General features: G+C 53.4%; 21 protein-coding genes. 14 read left to right on the top strand and 7 right to left on the bottom strand.

Going from position 1 to position 19,964, the window contains the following annotated elements; all coding sequences use genetic code 11:
• The first annotated feature begins 17 nt into the window (after positions 1-17).
• The 5 genes from BLR09_RS19085 to BLR09_RS19105 all read left to right on the top strand — a co-directional run bounded on the left by BLR09_RS19085 (position 18) and on the right by BLR09_RS19105 (position 5,243).
• Positions 18-1,145: a WD40/YVTN/BNR-like repeat-containing protein gene (locus BLR09_RS19085; protein ID WP_176785613.1), complete on the top strand. Its 1,128-nt coding sequence runs from the start codon at positions 18-20 to the stop codon at positions 1,143-1,145.
• A 26-nt stretch (positions 1,146-1,171) separates the two neighbouring features.
• A complete protein-coding gene (locus BLR09_RS19090; RefSeq protein WP_093205927.1) occupies positions 1,172-1,753 on the top strand; it encodes an LOG family protein in 582 nt (193 codons plus the stop codon).
• Between the two features lie 29 nt (positions 1,754-1,782).
• On the top strand, positions 1,783-3,396 hold the full coding sequence (locus BLR09_RS19095) for an OmpA family protein (RefSeq protein ID WP_093205929.1): 1,614 nt from the start codon (positions 1,783-1,785) through the stop codon (positions 3,394-3,396).
• Positions 3,397-3,404: 8 nt separating this feature from the next.
• A complete protein-coding gene (locus tag BLR09_RS19100; protein WP_093206090.1) occupies positions 3,405-4,535 on the top strand; it encodes a trans-sulfuration enzyme family protein in 1,131 nt (376 codons plus the stop codon).
• Between the two features lie 147 nt (positions 4,536-4,682).
• Complete coding sequence (locus tag BLR09_RS19105; protein ID WP_093205931.1) at positions 4,683-5,243, top strand: DUF4136 domain-containing protein; 561 nt, start codon at positions 4,683-4,685, stop codon at positions 5,241-5,243.
• Between the two features lie 63 nt (positions 5,244-5,306).
• Here BLR09_RS19105 and BLR09_RS19110 read toward each other — a convergent pair whose 3' ends face one another.
• On the bottom strand, positions 5,307-7,148 hold the full coding sequence (locus BLR09_RS19110; protein ID WP_218126692.1) for a helix-turn-helix transcriptional regulator: 1,842 nt from the start codon (positions 7,146-7,148) through the stop codon (positions 5,307-5,309).
• A gap of 315 nt (positions 7,149-7,463) precedes the next feature.
• On the opposite strand from BLR09_RS19110, the gene BLR09_RS19115 reads away from it, so the two are divergent.
• From BLR09_RS19115 to BLR09_RS19130, 4 genes are all read left to right on the top strand, one after another.
• Positions 7,464-7,784, top strand: a complete 321-nt coding sequence (locus BLR09_RS19115; protein ID WP_093205933.1) for a magnetosome magnetite crystal formation protein family — start codon at positions 7,464-7,466, stop codon at positions 7,782-7,784.
• Between the two features lie 13 nt (positions 7,785-7,797).
• Positions 7,798-7,980 (top strand): hypothetical protein, encoded by a 183-nt coding sequence (locus BLR09_RS19120; protein ID WP_093205935.1) that lies wholly within the window; start codon positions 7,798-7,800, stop codon positions 7,978-7,980.
• 100 nt (positions 7,981-8,080) lie between these two features.
• The gene (locus BLR09_RS19125; protein ID WP_143011159.1) at positions 8,081-8,476 is read left to right on the top strand and encodes a hypothetical protein; all 396 of its coding nucleotides are present in this window, start codon (positions 8,081-8,083) and stop codon (positions 8,474-8,476) included.
• Positions 8,466-8,978 carry a hypothetical protein gene (locus BLR09_RS19130; protein ID WP_093205939.1) on the top strand — a complete coding sequence of 171 codons (513 nt, stop codon included), beginning with the start codon at positions 8,466-8,468 and terminating at the stop codon, positions 8,976-8,978. Before BLR09_RS19125 ends, BLR09_RS19130 begins: the two co-directional genes overlap by 11 nt.
• 41 nt (positions 8,979-9,019) lie before the next feature.
• On the opposite strand, the gene BLR09_RS19135 is transcribed toward BLR09_RS19130, so the two are convergent.
• Positions 9,020-9,718: a DsbA family oxidoreductase gene (locus BLR09_RS19135; RefSeq protein WP_093205941.1), complete on the bottom strand. Its 699-nt coding sequence runs from the start codon at positions 9,716-9,718 to the stop codon at positions 9,020-9,022.
• A 308-nt stretch (positions 9,719-10,026) separates the two neighbouring features.
• On the opposite strand from BLR09_RS19135, the gene BLR09_RS19140 reads away from it, so the two are divergent.
• Positions 10,027-10,611, top strand: coding sequence for a Crp/Fnr family transcriptional regulator (locus BLR09_RS19140; RefSeq protein WP_093205943.1), 585 nt, complete (start codon positions 10,027-10,029; stop codon positions 10,609-10,611).
• A 245-nt stretch (positions 10,612-10,856) separates the two neighbouring features.
• Here BLR09_RS19140 and BLR09_RS19145 read toward each other — a convergent pair whose 3' ends face one another.
• On the bottom strand, positions 10,857-13,160 hold the full coding sequence (locus BLR09_RS19145; RefSeq protein ID WP_093205945.1) for an ATP-dependent helicase: 2,304 nt from the start codon (positions 13,158-13,160) through the stop codon (positions 10,857-10,859).
• A gap of 164 nt (positions 13,161-13,324) precedes the next feature.
• Between BLR09_RS19145 and BLR09_RS19150 the strand changes: the two genes are divergently transcribed.
• Positions 13,325-14,434: a C1 family peptidase gene (locus tag BLR09_RS19150; protein WP_093205947.1), complete on the top strand. Its 1,110-nt coding sequence runs from the start codon at positions 13,325-13,327 to the stop codon at positions 14,432-14,434.
• Here the strand turns inward: BLR09_RS19150 and BLR09_RS19155 are convergent.
• Genes BLR09_RS19155 through BLR09_RS19165 form a run of 3 tightly spaced genes read right to left on the bottom strand, consistent with a single transcriptional unit; the run spans position 14,431 to position 16,670 of the window.
• Entirely contained in the window at positions 14,431-14,727 is a 297-nt protein-coding gene (locus BLR09_RS19155) for a YciI family protein (RefSeq protein ID WP_093205949.1), read from the bottom strand. The genes BLR09_RS19150 and BLR09_RS19155 overlap by 4 nt on opposite strands.
• A 47-nt stretch (positions 14,728-14,774) precedes the next feature.
• The gene (locus BLR09_RS19160) at positions 14,775-15,440 is read right to left on the bottom strand and encodes a metallophosphoesterase (protein ID WP_093205951.1); all 666 of its coding nucleotides are present in this window, start codon (positions 15,438-15,440) and stop codon (positions 14,775-14,777) included.
• Positions 15,441-15,443: 3 nt separating this feature from the next.
• Entirely contained in the window at positions 15,444-16,670 is a 1,227-nt protein-coding gene (locus tag BLR09_RS19165) for a tetratricopeptide repeat protein (RefSeq protein ID WP_093205953.1), read from the bottom strand.
• A gap of 182 nt (positions 16,671-16,852) precedes the next feature.
• Here BLR09_RS19165 and hpt point away from each other — a divergent pair, with 182 nt between their 5' ends.
• Positions 16,853-17,383 carry a hypoxanthine phosphoribosyltransferase gene (gene hpt, locus BLR09_RS19170; RefSeq protein ID WP_093206094.1) on the top strand — a complete coding sequence of 177 codons (531 nt, stop codon included), beginning with the start codon at positions 16,853-16,855 and terminating at the stop codon, positions 17,381-17,383.
• A 1-nt stretch (position 17,384) separates the two neighbouring features.
• Here the strand turns inward: hpt and BLR09_RS19175 are convergent, their stop codons facing one another.
• A complete protein-coding gene (locus BLR09_RS19175; protein WP_093205955.1) occupies positions 17,385-18,143 on the bottom strand; it encodes a DeoR/GlpR family DNA-binding transcription regulator in 759 nt (252 codons plus the stop codon).
• A 221-nt stretch (positions 18,144-18,364) separates the two neighbouring features.
• On the opposite strand from BLR09_RS19175, the gene BLR09_RS19180 reads away from it, so the two are divergent.
• Both BLR09_RS19180 and BLR09_RS19185 read left to right on the top strand, forming a co-directional pair.
• Positions 18,365-18,847: a RidA family protein gene (locus BLR09_RS19180; protein WP_093205957.1), complete on the top strand. Its 483-nt coding sequence runs from the start codon at positions 18,365-18,367 to the stop codon at positions 18,845-18,847.
• A gap of 4 nt (positions 18,848-18,851) precedes the next feature.
• Entirely contained in the window at positions 18,852-19,922 is a 1,071-nt protein-coding gene (locus tag BLR09_RS19185; protein WP_093205959.1) for a dipeptidase, read from the top strand.
• The last annotated feature ends 42 nt before the right edge of the window (positions 19,923-19,964 follow it).

Raw genomic sequence — 19,964 nt, forward strand, 5'->3', positions numbered from 1 at the left:
CAACCAAAGATCGGGTTATGTTTTTACGTTACTTTTTGCTTTTTCTCGTGTTGGTGGCCGGTCGGGTTTCGGGACAGTGGACGGTACAGCCTTCCGGTACCGAAGCCCACTTCCGGTCGGTATGCGCAATATCTTCCAAAGTCTGCTGGATAGGCGGAACGAAAGGGCAGGTACTCCGCACGGCCGACGGCGGCCAGACCTGGGAAATTCATACCATTCCCGGAGCGGAAGCGCTTGATTTCCGGGATATTCATGCTTTCAATGCAGAGGTCGCGGTAGCCATGAGTGCCGGCGACGCCGACAAAGGCGCTGCCCGTATCTACCGCACCGAAGACGCCGGACAGTCCTGGAAACTGGTGTACCAGACACACCAGAAAGGCGCTTTTCTCGATGGTGTCGAGTTCTGGGACAAGGAACACGGCATCTGCTTCGGCGATCCTGTCGATCATGCCTTCTTTGTATTGACGACTTCCGACGGGGGAAAATCCTGGACCGAAGTACCGCGGGAGAACTTTCCGGCGGTCGAGGAAGGAGAAGCAGCCTTTGCCGCCAGCGGTACTTCCCTCACCATCGCCGGAAAAAAATGGGCCTGGATCGGTACCGGCGGCAGCCGTTTTGCGCGGGTATTCCGTTCCAAAGACTACGGTCAAACCTGGGAAGTGGCTGAAACGCCGCTCCCGGCCGGCAAAACCTCCGGTATTTTCGGACTCTACTTTCACAACCGGCTTCAGGGCGTAGCCGTGGGCGGCGACTATGTGCGTGTCACTGATTCTACCCAGAATGTGCTGACGACGCAGGACGGCGGCAAGACCTGGAACCTCGAAAAATCAACCTATCCCCCCGGGCTGAAAGAAGCCGTACGCCTGTACCGGCAGGAGAATACTGCTGTGGTAGGCGGTGCGCCGGTGACATCGGTTATCGAGCGCCTCATCGCTGTCGGGCCATCTGGTACCTGCTATTCCATGAACGGGGGCAGGGACTGGAAAAAGCTCGACGATTCTCCCTTTCACTCCGTCAGCTTTGCCGGTTCGGCCGGATGGGCAGTGGGCGCGAAAGGATTGATTGCCCGGTTCGACGGCTTCCGTTCGGCCGGAAAAAAGCCTTCCACCAAAAACAAGAAGAAACAGTCGGCCGGATCTCGTTAATTTGCCGCACAATTTTCCCCGAAAGAATGAAATCAATCGTTGTGTTTTGCGGAGCAAGTACCGGCTCCGATCCCGTTTACCGTGAAGCCGCGGCGGCATTGGGCCGAGTTCTCGCCGGGCAGCAGGTAAAACTGATCTATGGAGGCGGAAATGTAGGGCTGATGGGCGTCATCGCGGATGCGGTGCTCGGGGAGGGCGGGGAGGTAGTCGGCGTTATTCCCGATTTTCTGAAGCGGTGGGAAGTGGCGCACAACGGATTGACGGAACTGGTTGTCACCGAAACCATGCACGAGCGGAAGGCCCTGATGGCGCAGATGGCCGACGGCTTTATTACGCTCCCCGGAGGTTTCGGCTCAATGGATGAATTGTTCGAGATTCTCACCTGGAAGCAGCTGCAGATTCACCGCAAGCCGGTAGGACTGCTGAATATCAATGGTTTTTACGATCCTTTGCTGGGTATGATGGACCGGATGGTGGAAGCGGGTTTTCTGAAAGAATCCAACCGGGAGTTATTGCTGGTTTCCGGAGACGCGGAAGATCTCCTTTCCCAAATGCTGGATCACCAGCCTGTCGTCGCCGAAAAATGGGTTGACCGGCAAAAGATCTGACCCGAATGCTTTTCTGACCCAACTAACATATGAAACGCCTTATACCCGTCCTCCTTCTGGCCTGTCAGGCGCTGCATGCGCAGACACCCGAAAAGCTGGGGGACATGATTAACTCCGAGTTTACAGAGATTCAACCGGTGATTTCGCCGGATGGCAAGACGCTGTATTTCAGCCGCGTCAGTCACCCGCAGAATGCTTCCAATAAAAAGGGCAGTCAGGACGTCTGGTTTTCAGAATACCTCACGGGTACGCTCTGGACCGCCGCCCGCCGGATGCCGAACCCGGTCAATTCCGAAGAGCATAATGTCATTTACAGCGTCACGCCCGACGGGAATACCCTGCTCACGCACTGGACCCAGAAAGACGGAGACGACCTGAGTATCCGTGGCTTTGCAACCATGAAAAAGCAGGCCGGCGGATGGGAACGGCCGAAGAAGCTGGATATTCCCGGGCTCGACAACATGAACAAGGGATACTACCAGTACGGCTACCTGGCCAACGACGGAAAGACCCTGCTGCTGGCGTTCTCCGAAAAGAAAAACGCAAAGGAATCCGACCTGTATGTCAGCTTTCTGGACAAAGCCGGAAAGTGGTCGCGGCCGATGAGCCTCGGGTCGAATATCAATACGGACGGAGACGAAACCACACCGTTTCTGGCGGCCGACGGCCAGACGCTGTATTTTTCCAGCAACCGGCCGGGGGGTCTTGGTTCGAACGATATCTGGGTTTCCCACCGGCTGGACAAAAGCTGGCGGAAGTGGAGCAATCCCGAAAACCTCGGCGCACCCATCAATACTCCCGAATTTGACGCGTACTTTACCATTCCGGCTTCCGGAGAGTGGGCGTATTTTGTGACAACTACGAACGGGAAAGCCGACGTCGCACGGATTCTCTTCCAGAAAATCGCGCCGGATACCGTTGCTCCTCCGACGGTCGCCCAGACGGTGGACAAACCTGCTGTACAGACCGGAAAACCTGTTGATAATACCCAGGGCAAAAATTCGAACGCTGTCGTTATGATTATCGGCAAGTTGTATGACGCCCAAACGAAGAAAGTACCGGCAAACGCCCGTATCGTCTTCGAAAGCCTCGTAGACGGCCGGGAGCTGGGTACGGCTACGCCTGACCCCGTCACGGGCGAATACAAGATTTCGCTGCCTTACGGCGACAAGTACGGGATCCGTCCGGAAGTGGAAGGGTATGTCGGCAAGTCCCTCAACCTCGATTTGAAGACCCTCGGCGGCGGCGGGTACCTGGAGCTGAATGACCGGGATCTCGTCGTGACGAAAATAGCCGCCGGTGCGAAGGTGGATCTGAATAACGTCTTCTTCGAAACGGCGAAAGCAACGCTGCAGCCGGAGTCCTTCCCGGAACTGAACCGCGTCGTCGAACTGATGAACAAACAGAAGGCGATGACCGTTGAAATCGCCGGGCATACCGACAGCGACGGTACCGACGAGGCCAATATGAAACTCTCTCAGGATCGTGCGGCTTCGGTTCGTAATTACCTGATTTCGAAAGGAATAGCAGAGGTCAGGGTTGTGGCGAAAGGCTACGGGGAAAGCCACCCTGTCGCTCCCAACGATACGCCCGAAAACAAGCAGCGCAACCGCCGCGTGGAGTTTGTCATTGTTAAAAATTGATGTATCCGATGAATCTTGAAACCCTTGCCATACAGGTTACCCGTTTTCATGACAAAAACGCTTCCGCTGTTTCGACGCCCATTTACCTGACGTCCACATTCGAGCGGGATCACGAAGGAAATCTGCCTCATGGGTTTCTTTATAGTCGTGGAAATAATCCGAACCGGGATTTGCTGGAAAAAAGCCTGGCAATCCTCGAAGGCGGTGCAGCAGGACTGGCTTTCGGATCGGGAATGGCGGCCATTGCGGCGCTGTTTCAGGCCTTCCGGCCCGGCGACCACGTCATTACCACGCCGTTTGTCTACTATGCCGCGCAGCGGCTGCTGGCAGACGTTTTCGAGCCGTGGGGACTGGAATATACCCTGGTTGATACGTCAGATATCGCGGCAGTAGAAGCGGCCATCCGCCCCAATACCCGTCTGTTCTGGCTCGAAACGCCGAGTAATCCCCTACTCTGCATCACGGATATTGCTGCCCTGGCTAAACTGGCCCATGAAGTAGGCGCGGTTTGTGCCGTGGATAATACCTGGGCGACACCCGTACTTCAGCGCCCGCTGGCGCTGGGCGCAGACGTGGTGATGCACTCCACGACCAAGTACTTTGGCGGCCATTCCGATGTACTTGGTGGCGCGCTGGTCGTCGCCGAAGAAGGAGAATTATCATACAGGCTCCGGCAGATTCAGAACCTGACCGGTGGTATCCCGTCTCCGTTTGATTGCTGGCTGATTACGCGCGGTATCCAGACGCTTCCGCTGCGTGTCCGGCAGCAGTCTGTACATGCAGAGAAAGTAGCCCGCTGGCTGGTGGGCCAACCGGGTGTAGAAAAGGTCTACTATCCGGGTCTGGAGGAGCATCCCGGGCATGAAGTCGCCCTGGCGCAAATGAAAGATGGTTTCGGCGGAATGTTGTCGTTTGAAGTCGGTGGCGGATTACCAGCCGCCCGCTCGGTAGCGGGAGCGCTGAAGGTCTTTACGCAGGCGACCAGTCTCGGCGGCGTCGAAAGCCTCATCGAGCCCCGGAAGATTTACGAAGGACCCGATAGCCCGACGCCCGACGGATTGCTGCGCGTATCCGTGGGTTTGGAGCATCCGGACGACCTGATTGCGGATCTCGACCAGGCGTTAAAAAGTCTTAAATAACCCGTCCTGAACGGCTGAGCGGGCCACCTTCCGGCAATTTGCGGAAGGTGGCCCGCGTTTTTTGAGCAGTAAACCATCACGCAGTTCAGGGGATATGAAGCAGCTTTTCTCTTTTTAACCAAAGTCGAACGTTGTCCTGTTAAAACCATGAAATACAGCGTGATAGGAGTGGCCGCCGCCTGTTGGCTGACGGCCTGCTCGCCGACCATCCAGGTACGGTCCGATTATGACAGAGGGGCAGACTTCCGGGGCTACCGCACCTACGCGGTGGTATCGGCGCCGGGAGCCAATCCCGATCCTGTCATGGGAAGCCAGTTGATGCAGAAGCGCATTACGCAGGCGCTTGAGAATGAGATGAATGCGAGAGGGTATAAGGAGTCGCAGCAGCCGGATCTGCTGATCCGGTTTGAGACCGACGCCCGCAACCTGCAGCAGATTCAATCCATGAATACCGGCCCGATGTGGGGATGGTGGTGGGGGAATAATAACAACGTAAGCTCCCGCAACTACGAAGAAAACAGGTTGATTATCAGCTTGCTGGACGCACGAACGAAAGAGATGGTCTGGCAGGGCTGGGCGAAGGGAGAACTCAATGCCCGGAAGAAAAACCGGGACGAACTCATCCGGGAAACGGTTGCCCGGGTGATGGAAGAGTACCCTCACCGGGCCGGTTTCGATAACTCGGCGGCCATTTCCGACCGGAAATAAATACAAACAGGCAGGCTTTCGGGCCTGCCTGTTGCGTGAAAGGGAAGGTTGGTTGGAAAACGACTACCCGGCCGATTGCTGGAGGAATGAAATCAGGCTGTCTTTTTCGTCCAGTCCGAATTTCTTTTTGAGCCGGTATTTGGTGACGCGTACGCTTTTCGGTTCGACGTGCAGCAGGGAAGCAATCTGCTTCGTATCCATGCCGAGATAGAGATATGCGCAGTATTGGAGATCCAGAGGCGTGAGTTTTTGCCCTGCTTTTTCGTTGAGATTCCGGAAAAAATGAGGATGTACTTCCTGAATACGAAATTTCGCTTTCTCAAAGTCATTGTCCATCAGTGATTCCTTCCGCAAAATCTGCTGAATCGTGTTGATCGTCCCGCCGCTGATGGTTTCCTTCAGCTGAGAAAGTACCTCGTTTTTGTGATGGATGTGTAGCTGACTGGCCATGACCTCGTCCTGCAATTTCTGCTGACTGACCTCCAGCAATTGCTGCTCGATGCGGAGGCGGGCTTGTTCTTCTTCCTGAAACTTAATCAGTAATTCTGCTTCGCTTTTCTCGGTGCTGAGTTGTTTGGCTCTTTCCAGCGAGTATTTAAGCCGGAAATGGTAGGAACGGAACATGAAAAAGGAGCCTGCCAGGCCGGCGATTCCCAGCCCGATATAGAGAAGCTTCTGTCGGCGCTGACTTTCCGCCTTTTCTTCCAGGGCTTTCATTTCCGCTTCTCTTTTTTGGGATTGGAACTGTGCCGTCAGCCGCTGGACCGACGCGGCCTGATCCTGGTCGAAAAGCTGGTGCGTGTAATTAATCTCATCGTTCCGGTATTCGTACGCTTTGCGGAACTGGCCTTTTTCAGCATACAACTGAGCGAGTTGTCCCGTAACCATCTGCAACGTGTGCAGGTAAACGGGTTGTTGTGTCAGCAGCACGCGGCGGGCTTCAAGCAGGTATTGCTCTTCGGCGGGCTGGTCGCCATTTCTTTTCGCCAGCGTTGCCAGAATGCCGAGGGCGCTGGCGACAACCGGCTGGCTGTTTTTCAGCTTCCCGACTACATCAAGTACTTCCCGGACTTCCTTTTCAATCTGTTGCTGCGCAGAAGCAGACAAATCAGGGTAGTACCTCAACTGGTAATCCGCCTTGTTGGTCCGGGCCAGGGCAAACGTAAAATCGGCGACTCTTCCCGGAAACTGCCGGTATAAATCGGCTGCTTTTTCCTGCGTCTGAATAATCAGCTGAAGATCTTTATTGCTACGACTTTTCTCATACTGGTAGGTATAAGAAACGGCGAGAGCAGTATACGCATTACTAAGGAGATTTTTATCGTTGGATCGCTCCGCGAAAGCTACGGATTCCCGAGCGTATCGCAGGGAATTATCCAGGTTATTCCAATCGGTGTAAACTGCATACAGAAAATAATTCAGCTTGGCATAGAGGGAATATTCTTCCGGATAGGCGGACAAAAAAGAGAGTGCTTTGTGCACGGTTTTGACAACATTCTCCGATTCGCTCAGATTTAATTGACTATGCGCCAGCAGATAGCTGCTATAAGATTTTGCCAGGTTATTTCCGGATTTGGTGGCGGTAAGCTCAGCAGTATCTGCATATAGCCGCGCCTTGTCGTACTCGCCTTTATTTCCGGCTATAGTTCCCAGGTGGACGAATACTTTCACCTGTTCAACCGGAAGTTGTGCCGAATCAGCCAGGCGTCGCAGCAGACGGATATAGTGAAAAGCCTGTTCATACCGGTCTGATGTTCGGTGCGATTCAATCAGGATATTGTAAATACCGGCTTTTTCTGTAACGGATACCGCTTTATCTGCCAGTCTGTTTTCGAGACTGTCCAGGTAAATGTTCCGAGCCTGAGCGAAGCCCGTCAGACATCCCGCTGACAACAAAAGGAACACAGACAGAATACTGCTGCAAAGAAATCTACAATACCGCATGGGAGAGGGAAACGAGTACATAAGCGGGTTTGGACCGGTAAAAGTAGTGAAAAAACAGGGCGTTAGCCCGACAGGCCGGCATAAGCACTCAAACTACTTCTTTTGCAATAGGCTGTTTATTAGCTGGTTATGGGATATGTAGTCACTTTGTAGTCGCTGCGAGCTGCGGGCCGTAGCCATAGTGTAGCCGGTACCGGTTTGTTCGCCGGGGCGGATGGTATCAGTTTTGTCCCGACTGCTGACAAGGGCAGCCGGACTTCTTATTGGATCAATAAAATGAACAACAAATCGCTTTCTATTCTGTCTTATATCACGCTCATCGGCTGGCTTATTGCCTATTTTACCGGAAAGGATCAGGCAAATGACCTGCTCAAATACCACCTGCGCCAGTCGCTGGGTTTGCTCATTGCCGGCTTGCTGCTGAGTATAGGACTGAACATTCTGATGGCCATTACATCGCTTTATTCGCTGGGTTATCTCAGCCTTGTTGTGCTGGTATTATTGATTATCGGCGCTATAAATGCAGCAAACGAGGTAAAAAAGCCGCTCCCTATAATTGGAAAAATGTTTGAAAACAAGTTCTCGTTTATCGGTTGATAACTATTCAATTATGCTTGTTAAGAAATACCTCGGAATCATACTCATCCTCATCGGATTTGCATTTGTATTCGTATTGAAGGTAGGTCCGGCAGAGGAGACGCTGTGGATGTTTATGTATGGCGACTGGCCGTTATTACTGCTTTCGCTCCTATGCCTTATTCCCGGACTGGTACTTTATAACCGATACCGATGAAAAGAGATTAATCGGAAATTCCTGAAACAAAAAACAGAGAAACATACGAATGAAGAGCTTTGAACAGGACGGGAATAGTTACAAAATGAAGCCACAATATATGTTTTCAATCCTGCTTATGGGAGGGTTGGCAGGGCTTTTTATTCTCGGATTTGTGATTCATGTACCGGCATTATCCTGGATAGTTGGAATTACGGCGGTATTGGTGGGAATCCAGATGATGACCAAGTCGTTTGTCATCGATATGGATCGGAAGGAAATCCGGGTCAAGCTCGCTTTGCTGCGCCCGCCGGTGACAGTATCCCTGGCGGATATTGATCATTTTGAGCTGCATTCCGTCTCCCAGCTTTTTATCACGATCAATGCCTCGTTAAATCTGTACTACTACAAAGACGGCAAGGAGAAAATAGCTCCGTTGGCGCAGGGATTTACCGTACGGTCCATGCAGCGGCTGCTTAATGACATCGAAGAGATTATTGGAAGGCATGGATATTAGAGACAAGTACCGGGTGGAAGAAGCGTCAGGTTCGTTTTCGCTGCAACCTCACCGGCAGGAGCTGAAGAGTCTGTATTGGTTTTTTGTGGCAACTGTCGCGATCGGCGTGGTACTTCCGGGTGTTTACGGAGAAGTGGACGAAGGCTGGATTGTGCTGGGGTTGGCGATAATGGCGTACCTGACGATCCACGGCTTGTACGACTATCTGTTTCGCATAAACGTGCGCATGACGTTCGACAAAGCCTCAAAAACAGTCTACAGGCAGAATCCTCCTTTTGCACAGAAAACACTGATGACCTTCGACGAGGTTGTCATTTTCGTCAGAACAGAAAACGCCGGAACCTGGCACTACGCCGTCGGAGCAAAGAAGACGCAGTTTGTCCGGAACTATGCGATCAGTCAGGACTTTGGTCCGGGAAAGCTATCCGACATCCTGGCTGCCGAATACGAAGAAGCTATTCTGACGGCTATTTACCGGTCGGTGGAGCAGGACCGGCAGTAGCGAATAAAAAGGGGCAGACTGTTGAGCCTGCCCCTTTGCTGTTAGTTGCATTCGCCCGTTACCGGATCGCAGGCGGCGCCTGCGGCGATGATTTCGGGTTTTGCTTCGGCAAGTACCTTTCGGAGCGCGTCGACGAAGACAGACTCCGGCTGGGCGCCGGAAAGTGCGTATTTGTTATTGAGAATGAAGAACGGCACGCCCGTGACTCCCAGTTGCCGGAAATACTCCAGCTCCCCCTGCACGGATTCGTATCCCTTGTCCGATTTCAGAACGTCGAGGATGTCTTCTTCCGACCAGCCAACGGCTGTCAGCGTGGCGATCACGGTAGCTTCATCTGTCAGATCCACCCGGCGGACAAAATGGGCGTCCATCAGGGCTTCTTTGGTGACCGACTGCAACCCTTTTTCATAGGCGACCGTCAGCAGGCGGTGCAGGTCGAGCGTATTGAAATCCTTGGCGATTTCGGCAAAATTGAAATCCAGGCCTACTTCAGAAGCGACCTGCTCCACATGCGAAAACATCGTCGCCGCCCGCTCCCGGCCAAACCGGCTTTCCATGTGATGGCGGAAGGGACGTCCCTGTTTGGGAGACGTAGGGTCCAACTGAAAAGGGTGGTAGACAATCTCCGCGGAAACCTCGTTTTCCAGCGTCTTCAGCGCGGCTTCGAGCCGGCGTTTTCCAATGTAGCACCAGGGGCAAACGATGTCAGAAACGACATCCACGCGAATGGGAAGAGACATTTTTTTTAAATTATAGCTGCCGGTTTTTCGATTTTTTTACCGTTGTCCGCTTCCGGTCCGGAAGCGTGCAGTCTTTTGAGAATCAGTATCGTGTACGGTTGACATCGTCAGGCCGGGCCCCCGTAAAATTCGTAAGTCTCCGGGAAAAGACCTGTGCCGGACGTCGAAGATGGTAACCTTTTTGTCCGGAAAATAATTCCGGATCGCTTTTTCTCGACTATATTAGCACAACGTATACGTATAACGGACGGTTATCTGAAGCCCTCCTTCAGGTGCAGTTGCCGCCACAACAAACCTCGTCCCGCTGTATGATTGTGATTCCTGTCGCGATGCGGGAAGCTTTTGACCGCGTGTCGCTATTGACTAAGGAAGATTGGCTCTTTCTGTCAACCCATTTTGAAGAAAAACCTATCCGGAAACGGGACCTGATTCTGGCTGCGGGGCAGCCGGAGGAACATGTCTATTTTGTTTTCAAGGGCCTGGTCCGGATGTTTGTGGAAAGGGAAGGACGTGACATATGCCTGGATTTCGCCTTCGAAAACCAGGTATTTTGCTCGTTTATTTCCTATTTCACAGAGAAACCTTCAGAGGTCAGCCTTCAGGCTTTGACCCCCACTCTCTTGTTCCGTATTCACCGGAAAGCTATCCAGGAATGGATCGATCAGTCCCGGTCAGCCGAGCGTTTCGTCCGTCTGCTGACCGAACAATTCTACCTCAACAAGCTGAGGAAGGAGATGAAAATGCTGACGATGAATGCGGAGAAAAACTATGAACAGATTCTGACCGAAGATCCGAATATCGTCCGGCACATCCCGATCAAGGACCTGGCTTCCTACTTAGGGATCCACCCGGACAGCCTGAGCCGTATCCGCAGGAAAGTGACTACTTTCTAAACGGGAGATATATTTTTTTTTTGCCTTCGGCTTGGCAGGGTCATAAGAATTATAAAAAAAGAAATGTATCTTTGTTTTGTCTTCTCTGACGAGAGCAGACAAACTTTACGAACACGGATGGTGGCGGCCATCCGTGTTTTTTTGTGCCTTGTGGAGAGCTTTAAGCTGTAGGCGTTAAGCAGTTGCCTGGAGAGGCCGCACCTATATGCCTATCGCTTAAAGCCTATGGCTTACTGCCTGCTGCTTTACTCCACTATTCTGAGCTTCGCAAATCCCAGCAGAAGTGTTTTTTCTCCCTGATTATCAAACTGAATCACCGCTTTGGCCCCGTTCTGGTCGTTGGAAATCAGCTTGACGGTACCATAACCGAACTTCTGGTGTTCGACCCGCTGGCCGGAAGCCAGTTTCCGGGGATCAGACGCTCGAAAATCCGGACTGGGTACGTGGGTACTCTGGGGCGTAGCCGAACGGGTAGGCGGCGTCCGTTTTTCCTGCGAACCGCCGTTCTGTGCCGCCTTGCTGGCGACGTTGCGGAGGAACGCTGCCGGAGTTGGCCGCTCCGTACTGCGCTGCATTTCCGCCATGCGGCGGGCAGCGGCACGGCTCAGGTGAATGTATTTGCCGTCTATTTCATCCATAAACCGGCTGGGCTCACAGGGTTTCAATCGCCCGTACTGGTACCTTGTCTCGGCGTATGTCAGGTACAGGCGTTTTTCTGCACGTGTGATCGCTACGTAAAACAGCCGGCGCTCTTCTTCGAGATCATCGCTCGACTGTAGCATCATCTGGCTCGGAAACAGGTCTTCTTCCAGCCCGACAATGTATACAACCTTGTATTCCAGCCCTTTCGCCTGGTGAATGGTCATCAGCGTGACACGGTCGTTGTCTCCGTCCTCGTCCGACTCGTCCGCGTTGGTGAGCAGGGATACCGTCTGGAGAAAAGCACCGAGAGACTTATCTTCATTGTCTTGATTATCAACAAACTGCTTGATAGAGTTAAGCAATTCCTGTACGTTTTCGTACCGGCTCAGGCCCTCCACGGTCTTGTCTTCGTAAAGCTCTTTGAGGATGCCGGAAGCCTTGGCTACATGGCTGGCGACTTCGTAAGCATCCTTTTTGTCGATCATCAGCTTGAACGACTTGATCAGGTCCGAGAATCCTTCAATCGCTGAAGCCGAACGACCGGCGTTATAGTGCTGAATATTAGCGACAACATCCCAGACCGTCACGTTCTGTTCCGCCGCCGTCACCGCGATTTTGGCCACCGTCTGGTCGCCTATTCCGCGTTTCGGCAGGTTGATGATCCGTTTGAAGGCTTCTTCGTCGTTCTGGTTAATCGTGAAACGAAGGTAAGCCAGCAGGTCCTTAATTTCCCGGCGCTGGTAGAAGGATAATCCCCCGACAATCCGGTATTTGATATTCAGTTTCCGGAGGGATTCTTCGAATGCCCGGGACTGGGAATTGGTCCGGTACAGAACAGCAAAATCGCTGTTAATGAGTCCGTTATTGAGTTTTTCTTCGAAAAGAGACGTGGCAACGAGGCGGCCTTCCTCCACATCGGAAGCGGCCTTGATTACCTCGATAAGCTGTCCGCTTTCGTTTTCGGTATATACTTCCTTGCGAAGCTGCCGTTTATTACGGGCGATGACGGAATTGGCCGCTTCAACGATGGTTTTGGTCGACCGGTAATTCTGCTCCAGACGAATAGTCGTCAGGCCGGGATAGTCTTTTTCGAAATTGAGAATATTCTGGATGTTGGCGCCGCGGAAGGCGTAAATCGACTGCGCATCGTCGCCCACGACGCAGATATTCTCGTGAATAGCAGCCAGTTTGCGGGTGATGAGGTATTGGGAAACGTTGGTATCCTGAAACTCATCAACCATCACGTACTTGAATTTATGCTGGTATTTGTTGAGTACGTCAGGAAAATCGCGGAAAAGGATATTGGTATTGAAAAGCAGGTCGTCAAAGTCCATCGCGTTGGCTTTGAAGCAGCGGTCGACATACAGTTTGTACAACCGACCGATTTCCGGCAGGCGGGCAGCGGCATCGTCGGCCTGAATAATCGGATCGGCCAGGTACGCATCAGCGGAAACCAGCCGGTTTTTCGCCCCGGAAATCCGGTTGAACACCACGTTGGGTTTGTAGACTTTGTCGTCCAGACCCCGCTCTTTGATAATGGATTTAAGGAGGGACTTGGAGTCGTCAGTATCGTAGATCGAGAAATCGGACGTAAAGCCAAGGGATTTGGCCTCGAACCGGAGGATTTTCGCAAAGACGCTGTGGAAGGTACCCATCCAGATGGCACGGGCGTCGTGGCCAACGACCTTTTCGATCCGTTCCCGCATTTCACCGGCGGCCTTGTTGGTAAAGGTCAGCAGGAGAATGGAAAACGGATTGATGCCTTTTTTGATAAGGTGGGCGGTCCGCTGCGTCAGCACGCGGGTCTTGCCGGAGCCGGCGCCGGCGATGATCATGAGCGGCCCCTCGGTATGCAGCACAGCCTCCCGCTGGGGATCGTTGAGGCCTTTGGTTAAATCTTCGAACATGGCTTTCGCACAGGAAAAAGAGACAAAAGACAGAAAGCCGGACCATTGTTGACGGAGCCTCCTGTCTTTTGTCGTATTTTGGATGAATCATTTCATCAACCAAAGATACAAACAAACAGGGAACCGGACAGAAGGACTCTGCCGGTTCCGGTAGATTGCAGACTATGAAGGTATTTGAACGTTCTTTTGTGCTGGTCGCCTGCCTGCTGTCGGGCGGGGCCGCCCTCGCCCAAACCCCCGAACTCGGCGTACACATCACCCGCCAGCTACCTGCAACCCCTGTAAAAAACCAGGGATCTACAGGTACTTGCTGGTGCTTTTCCACGACGGCTGTCGTCGAATCGGAATGCCTGCGTAAAAACCTGGGGGAATTTGATCTTTCGGAGATGTACATCGTCCGTAATATTTACCTGGAGAAGGCCCGGAATTATGTGCGGCGGCAGGGAAAGGCGCAGTTCGACGAAGGCGGTCTTGGTCACGACGTCCTGAACGCGATTGCGCAATACGGAGCCGTACCCGAATCAGCCTATTCGGGGCTGGTCAACGGCGCGCGGACGCACGATCATCAGAAGCTTGTCAAAGACCTGCGGGCATACCTGACGGATATCCTGAAGAAAACTCCGGTTCCGGCAGATTGGGAAACCGGCTTTGTCCGTATCCTGGACGAACGCCTGGGCGCTATTCCGCAACAGTTTGACTACCAGGGGAAAACCTATACGCCCCGACAGTTTGCAGAGGAAGTATTACAATTTCATGCCGACGATTATATCGGCCTGACCAGCTTTTCTCACCACCCGTTCTACCAGCCGTTTATCGTTGAAATTCCGGACAACTGGGCGAACGGCAGCTACCTCAATGTTCCGCTGGAAGAGCTTTCGTCTGTTGTACAAACTTCGGTATCAGCAGGTTATACAGTTATGTGGGATGCTGATGTCAGCAATCCCGGCTGGGGTCAGGACAAAGGATATGCCCTGGAATATGTGTCGAAACCGTCTTCAGCGGAACCCGATGCCCCGGAAAAGCCCACCGATCAGCAGGTACGTCAGCGCCTGTTTGATACGCAGGTCACGACCGACGACCACCTCATGCAGATCACAGGTATGGCCGCCAGTCCTTCCGGCAAAAAGTTTTATCTCGTGAAAAACTCCTGGGGCGAAGTAGGTCCGTACAAAGGCTATATCTATGTTTCGGAACCCTACTTCGCGCTCAATACGGTGACGGTGATTGTGCCGAAAGCCGTGCTTCCGGAAGACCTGAAGGCGAAAATTCACTAGGCTTTCCGAATCGCGCCGATACGCATCGGAATCAGCTCATACGTACAGACCCCGGCAGCAATGACGGGGTCTTTTTGTGAAAGGTCATGGGCTTCATCCTCCGAAGAAACCTCAATAACGGCCATTCCGAACGCCCCTTTCGGATCGAAAACGGGGCCAAACAGCAGGGAAGTTCCTGCATCGGTCAGTGCTTTCCAGTAGTCGATGTGCTGTGTCATGAGGGCTCGTTCGGCGTCAGACATATCCAGGTGGTAGGTCGTACGCGGAGCAATGAGCCGGAAGAAGTAATGCATGGGAGAAGAAGTCAGGTTGCCCGTCAAACCAACTGAAAAAAAGGACGTTATGCAAGTACTTTTTCCCAGAAGGCAGTCGTCCGTTCCAGCACATCGATATAGGTGACAGAACCGTCTTCATCACCGACCCGCCGGATAAACGGCTGCGGCGTATGGCCCACTACCTGGTGCAGGCCCGGGTAAAAATCCCGGTAGGTTTCCCGCTGATCGGCCCATACAATACCGCTCAGCGCCGACGGCGCTCCGCCACGCAGCGCACCGCATTCGAAGAGGATATCCCTGCCGTCGCGGTGACTAAGCATACTGTTGAACAGATCGGAAGACGGGGCAATGCCATGTTTGCGGGCCCAGCGCTCCGAAACGCCGGCATGGGTGAAGAGATACTTCCGGTATTGCCATGCGGCCTGGAAAAGGTCTTCATTGTCCCGGAAAAGACGGCTCCACACGGACTGCGCTGCCGGCCGGAAACCGGAACAGGGATATTCCGGAAAATACCGGTAATGAACGTCATGGTTGCCAAGAAGCAGGACAAACCGATCGGGATCGTTGCGTTTCAGGGCAAGAATGGCGGTAAAGACGTCTGTGATTTCCGCTTCGTCGACGTGATAGGAGTCGACATAATCGCCTGCAAAGATGACCTTGTCATAGTCCTCAAACCGGAGGGTTTCCCAATTCCGGCGCCCGTGTATGTCTCCGATGGCGAGGACGTTCATGGCTCATTTTTGGGCTTTGCGCAGGGCTTTCAACTTTTTCCGGTTCTCTGCCAGGAGCTTTTTCGCTTCTTCCCGCTGCGCGGTCTTGCGATCGGCGTAGTCGATTACCTTCTCGTAGTATTGCTTCGCTTCTTCGAGGTTTCCTTCGGCGTCAGCTATTTTCCCGAGGTTGAGCAAGGCCGACGTATTATAGCCCGATTCATTCGCATCGTTCATTTCAGCGAAGGAAATTGTACGCTTGTAGTAATCCTTCGCAGCGGAATAGTTGTGATAAAAGTACTGATTGTAGTATGCCAGGATATAGGACGCATAGCGCCCGCCAACCGGCTCATAGCCATATTGCTTGTTGTCGAACCGCTCGAGGAGCATTTTGGCGGAAGTCTCCGCTTCCTGAATACGACCGGTTACAAAGCATTCCCGGGCATACATCCGGTGGAAATAGGGGTTCCAGGGATAGGTCGTATGCAGGTACCGGGCCAGTTGATAGCCTTTTTCGTGCTGGTTTTCCATGGAATAGATCTGCAGCAGGAAGTATTGCGCTTCGGTCCGGGTGTAAAACGCATTCCGGGATACCCACTCCAGCTGACCGATCCCCTGGCTTTTATTTCCTTCGTGGAAAAACCAGAAAATAGGCTTCAACGCCGAATAGTTTTCGGGGACCCACTGTCGGTAATAGTTGTAAAGGCCGTCGCCGAAAGCCAGTTCCGGCGAAAAGTCCTGATGCCCTTTGCACTTATCGAAGTACTTGAGCGCGCTTTTTCCGGCGCCGCTGGCTTTCAGCCATTTTTTGCGCTCGGCATACAGACGGGCTTTGAAGGCATAGGCCGCTGCGAGAAAGAAACTTGCTTCAATTTGCTCATTACCGCCTTTTTCGTACAAAACTTCCGCTTTTTCAATAGCTTGATCCATGTAGAGCTCGCACTTGGAGTCGTACATGGTATTGTCGGTATTCGGGACGATTTTCCACCATTCCGACAACCCAAAGAGGAAGTAGGGCAGAGGGTGCTCCGGAAATTTCGCTTTGAGGTATCCAAATTCCCGCGTGGCTTCCGGGAAGTTGTAATTATACATCGCATTGATCGCCTCGGTAGCTTCGATCTGCACTTCCATGCGTTTCAGCAGAATGCCACCCGAGCGTTCCTGCTCGTTTTTTTCCGTTGTTTCCCACCAAGATTGGCCAAAGACGAAGGCAGGAAGAAAAAGAAGAAAGAATAAGGCCTTGATTTTCATGACTTGTGTGGATTCCGGTGTCGTTCATGACCATCCGCCTATTCAACGGTATCGGAAGGGTAGTTGTATGAGCGGCCGGAAAATTCTCTGTCCGCAAAGGTACGAACGCCGGGCGTGGATTGCGGCATTTTATTCCGGAACCGCGTATTTTCGCCCTTTCTTTCATCCAAACTTCCATGGCTGTGATTCAGGTCCACGATAAGTTCTTCGACGTTTTTATTGACAAGGAAACCCTTGAACACCGCATTGCGTACCTCGCTGCGGAGATCAATGCCGACTATTCGGATCGCCAGCCGCTGCTCATCGCTGTTCTGAACGGGTCGTTCCTCTTCGTTGCCGAACTGATGAAGTCCCTCAAAATACCGTGCGAGATTACCTTCATCCGGGTAAGCTCGTATCAGGGAACGGGAACTTCCGGCGTCGTCAAGCAGGTCCTGGGGCTGAACGAAGACATCCGGGACCGGGACGTCATCATCATTGAAGACATCGTGGATACGGGTCATACCATGGCCGAGCTTCTCGGGCAGCTTACCGCCCGCAAACCCCGTTCGGTGGAGATCGCTACGATGCTGCACAAGCCGGAAGCTACGCGTATTCCGGTCAACTTGAAATACGTGGGTTTTGCTATCGAAAACCGCTTTGTATTGGGGTATGGCCTGGATTACGATGGCCTCGGACGGAATCTCCCCTGCATTTACCAGTTGGTGGAATAGCTCAAAGCAGGGTAGTACCTGCTTCCTTATACGGCGCCAGACCCGGAGAATCGGGCGGCAGTTCGGTCACCACGTAGTCGATATCCCGCAGGTCTGCGACCTTGAGGGACAGTACCGAGTTCATCTTTTCCGAGATGGAAAGAACGGCCGTTTTTTTGGCGGCGCGGATCATGGCCTTTTTCGTTTGCACGGTTTCCCAGTGGGAGTCGGTCATACCGGCCTGCGCGTCGAGCGCCGTAGTACCCATTACACAGAGATCTGCCCGGATTTCGGAGAGCCGCTCACCGACGTCGGCGCCGACCGTCATCCGGCTGTGTCGGGAAACCGGGCCGCCGATCAGGATAATCTCCAGTAAGGGTTTGTCGAGTAATTCGACAGCGGTTAATGGGTTGACTGTCAGGAAGGTAGCTTGGAGGTCGTCCGGAATCGCCCGGATAAATTCCCGGATGGTCGTGCCGCCGCCGATCAGTACTAGCATCCCTTCCTTTACCAGCGCCGCTGCTTTTTCGGCGATGCGGGCCTTCTGCTCCTGTGAATAGTTTTCAACCGGACCGGCATTGTAGTGGTACGCTTTCGACATGGCGCCACCCCGTATCCGGATCAGCTTTCCTTCTTCGGCCAGGTCGTTGATGTCCCGGCGGATGGTGTCTTCCGAAACATGCAAAATTTGCGCCAGATCGGACAGGGATATCCGGGTATGCAGATTTAACTGATTAATGATCAGGTTCTTGCGATCTTCCTTCAACAAAACAACGGCCATTCGGTAAGAAGTGATGGATCAACAAAGGTAGAAAAAGCACCGAAGGATATTCGGCATACTGAGCGAACGGTTTGGTTCTGATCGGTTTGTTGCAAAATTTGCATTTTATTTGCTGATACTGCAAAATATGACGCGGTTCGGGTGGAATTTTTTCCTTCTTTCCCGCAGTTTCAGAAGGGATACTTCGCTATGTTTGCAAAAGATGCAAACCCTTTTGTGATATGAGCACAACCTCCGAACGCCTTAGCCCCGAAGCTTCTTTTGCCCAGCTGGGCCTCCACCTGCCGCCGGCGCCTCTGCCGCTCGGTGTGTATAAGCCGTACCTGATCGACGGGAAATACCTGTATGTTTCCGGGCATGGTCCGGTTCAGGACGATAAAAGCCTGATTATCGGGCGGATCGGCAGCGATATCGACACCGAAGCGGGTAAGAAAGCAGCCCGTCAGGTAGGGCTGACGATCCTGTCGACGATCAAAACCCACCTCGGCAGTCTCGACCGCGTAAAGCGGGTCATCAAGGTACTCGGAATGGTGAATTGCGTGCCGGAATTTGAGCGGCATCCGTATATCATCAACGGCTGTTCGGAGCTGTTTGCGCAGGTTTGGGGAGAAGAAAACGGCATCGGCGTTCGCAGCGCCGTAGGGTTCGGCTCGCTGCCCGACAACATTCCGGTAGAAATCGAAGCCCTTTTTGAACTCGCCTGACCTCATGTTTACGTTTGACGCGCACCTCGACCTGAGCATGAACGCGATGGAGTGGAACCGGGACCTCCGGTTGCCCGTCGCCGATATCAATGCCCGTGAGGCCGGCATGACCGACAAGCCGGACCGCGGCAAAGCCACCGTTTCGTTTCCGGAGCTTCGCCGCGGAAATATCGGTATTGTTGTCGCCACGCAGATTGCCCGGTACGTAGCGCCCGGCAATCCCCTGCCCGGCTGGCATTCGCCCGAGCAGGCCTGGGCTCAGACCCAGGCCCAGGTGGCCTGGTACAAGGCCATGGAAGAAGCCGGAGAGCTGACGCCCATCACCAATCGGGCTACGCTTGACGCACACCTGGCCCGTTGGAACGACGGTACACCGAACGATGGCAAGCCCATCGGGTACATACTCAGCCTGGAAGGCGCCGATTCCCTCGTAACCGTCGGGCATGTAGAACGTGCCTGGAACTATGGACTTCGGGCCATCGGCCCCGCTCACTACGGCCCCGGCCGCTATGCGCAGGGAACCGACGCGACGGGTTTTATGGATATGGCCGGTCTCAGGCTGCTCCGCGAAATGGAGCGGCTGAACATCATTCTCGATGCCACGCACCTGTGCGACGACAGCTTCTGGCAAGCGCTCGACCACTTCAACGGTCCGGTATGGGCCAGCCATAACCTCTGCCGCAGCCTCGTCAACCATAACCGGCAGTTCAGCGACGAAATGATCCGGGCGCTGGCAGACCGCGGTGCGGTTATCGGCGGCGCGCTCGATGCCTGGATGATGGTGCCGAACTGGGTACGGGGCGTTTCAACGCCGGAGGGGATGAATTGCAACCTCGACGTACTCATCGACCACCTCGATCACATCTGCCAGGTCGTCGGAAATACCCGGCATATCGGGATCGGTACGGATCTGGACGGCGCGTTCGGTCGCGAACAATGCCCGTACGACCTCGAAACCATTGCCGATTTACAGAAACTGCCCGACCTGTTCCGGAAAAGAGGCTATTCGGAAGAGGATATAGAGGGGATTTTTCACGGGAATTGGCTGCGGTTTTTGCGAAAGGCGTGGGGATAAAACGAGCGGGGGCGGCCGAAGGCCGCCCCCGCTCGTTTTATA

Source organism: Siphonobacter aquaeclarae, assembly GCF_900103285.1.
Classification (GTDB): domain Bacteria; phylum Bacteroidota; class Bacteroidia; order Cytophagales; family Spirosomataceae; genus Siphonobacter; species Siphonobacter aquaeclarae.

Coding starts and splice junctions, on each gene's coding strand:
- BLR09_RS19085 (WP_176785613.1), top strand. CDS start 18: ATGTTTTTACGTTACTTTTTGCTTTTTCTCGTGTTGGTGGCCGGTCGG.
- BLR09_RS19090 (WP_093205927.1), top strand. CDS start 1,172: ATGAAATCAATCGTTGTGTTTTGCGGAGCAAGTACCGGCTCCGATCCC.
- BLR09_RS19095 (WP_093205929.1), top strand. CDS start 1,783: ATGAAACGCCTTATACCCGTCCTCCTTCTGGCCTGTCAGGCGCTGCAT.
- BLR09_RS19100 (WP_093206090.1), top strand. CDS start 3,405: ATGAATCTTGAAACCCTTGCCATACAGGTTACCCGTTTTCATGACAAA.
- BLR09_RS19105 (WP_093205931.1), top strand. CDS start 4,683: ATGAAATACAGCGTGATAGGAGTGGCCGCCGCCTGTTGGCTGACGGCC.
- BLR09_RS19115 (WP_093205933.1), top strand. CDS start 7,464: ATGAACAACAAATCGCTTTCTATTCTGTCTTATATCACGCTCATCGGC.
- BLR09_RS19120 (WP_093205935.1), top strand. CDS start 7,798: ATGCTTGTTAAGAAATACCTCGGAATCATACTCATCCTCATCGGATTT.
- BLR09_RS19125 (WP_143011159.1), top strand. CDS start 8,081: ATGTTTTCAATCCTGCTTATGGGAGGGTTGGCAGGGCTTTTTATTCTC.
- BLR09_RS19130 (WP_093205939.1), top strand. CDS start 8,466: ATGGATATTAGAGACAAGTACCGGGTGGAAGAAGCGTCAGGTTCGTTT.
- BLR09_RS19135 (WP_093205941.1), bottom strand. CDS start 9,718: ATGTCTCTTCCCATTCGCGTGGATGTCGTTTCTGACATCGTTTGCCCC.
- BLR09_RS19140 (WP_093205943.1), top strand. CDS start 10,027: ATGATTGTGATTCCTGTCGCGATGCGGGAAGCTTTTGACCGCGTGTCG.
- BLR09_RS19145 (WP_093205945.1), bottom strand. CDS start 13,160: ATGTTCGAAGATTTAACCAAAGGCCTCAACGATCCCCAGCGGGAGGCT.
- BLR09_RS19150 (WP_093205947.1), top strand. CDS start 13,325: ATGAAGGTATTTGAACGTTCTTTTGTGCTGGTCGCCTGCCTGCTGTCG.
- BLR09_RS19155 (WP_093205949.1), bottom strand. CDS start 14,727: ATGCATTACTTCTTCCGGCTCATTGCTCCGCGTACGACCTACCACCTG.
- BLR09_RS19160 (WP_093205951.1), bottom strand. CDS start 15,440: ATGAACGTCCTCGCCATCGGAGACATACACGGGCGCCGGAATTGGGAA.
- BLR09_RS19165 (WP_093205953.1), bottom strand. CDS start 16,670: ATGAAAATCAAGGCCTTATTCTTTCTTCTTTTTCTTCCTGCCTTCGTC.
- BLR09_RS19175 (WP_093205955.1), bottom strand. CDS start 18,143: ATGGCCGTTGTTTTGTTGAAGGAAGATCGCAAGAACCTGATCATTAAT.
- BLR09_RS19180 (WP_093205957.1), top strand. CDS start 18,365: ATGAGCACAACCTCCGAACGCCTTAGCCCCGAAGCTTCTTTTGCCCAG.
- BLR09_RS19185 (WP_093205959.1), top strand. CDS start 18,852: ATGTTTACGTTTGACGCGCACCTCGACCTGAGCATGAACGCGATGGAG.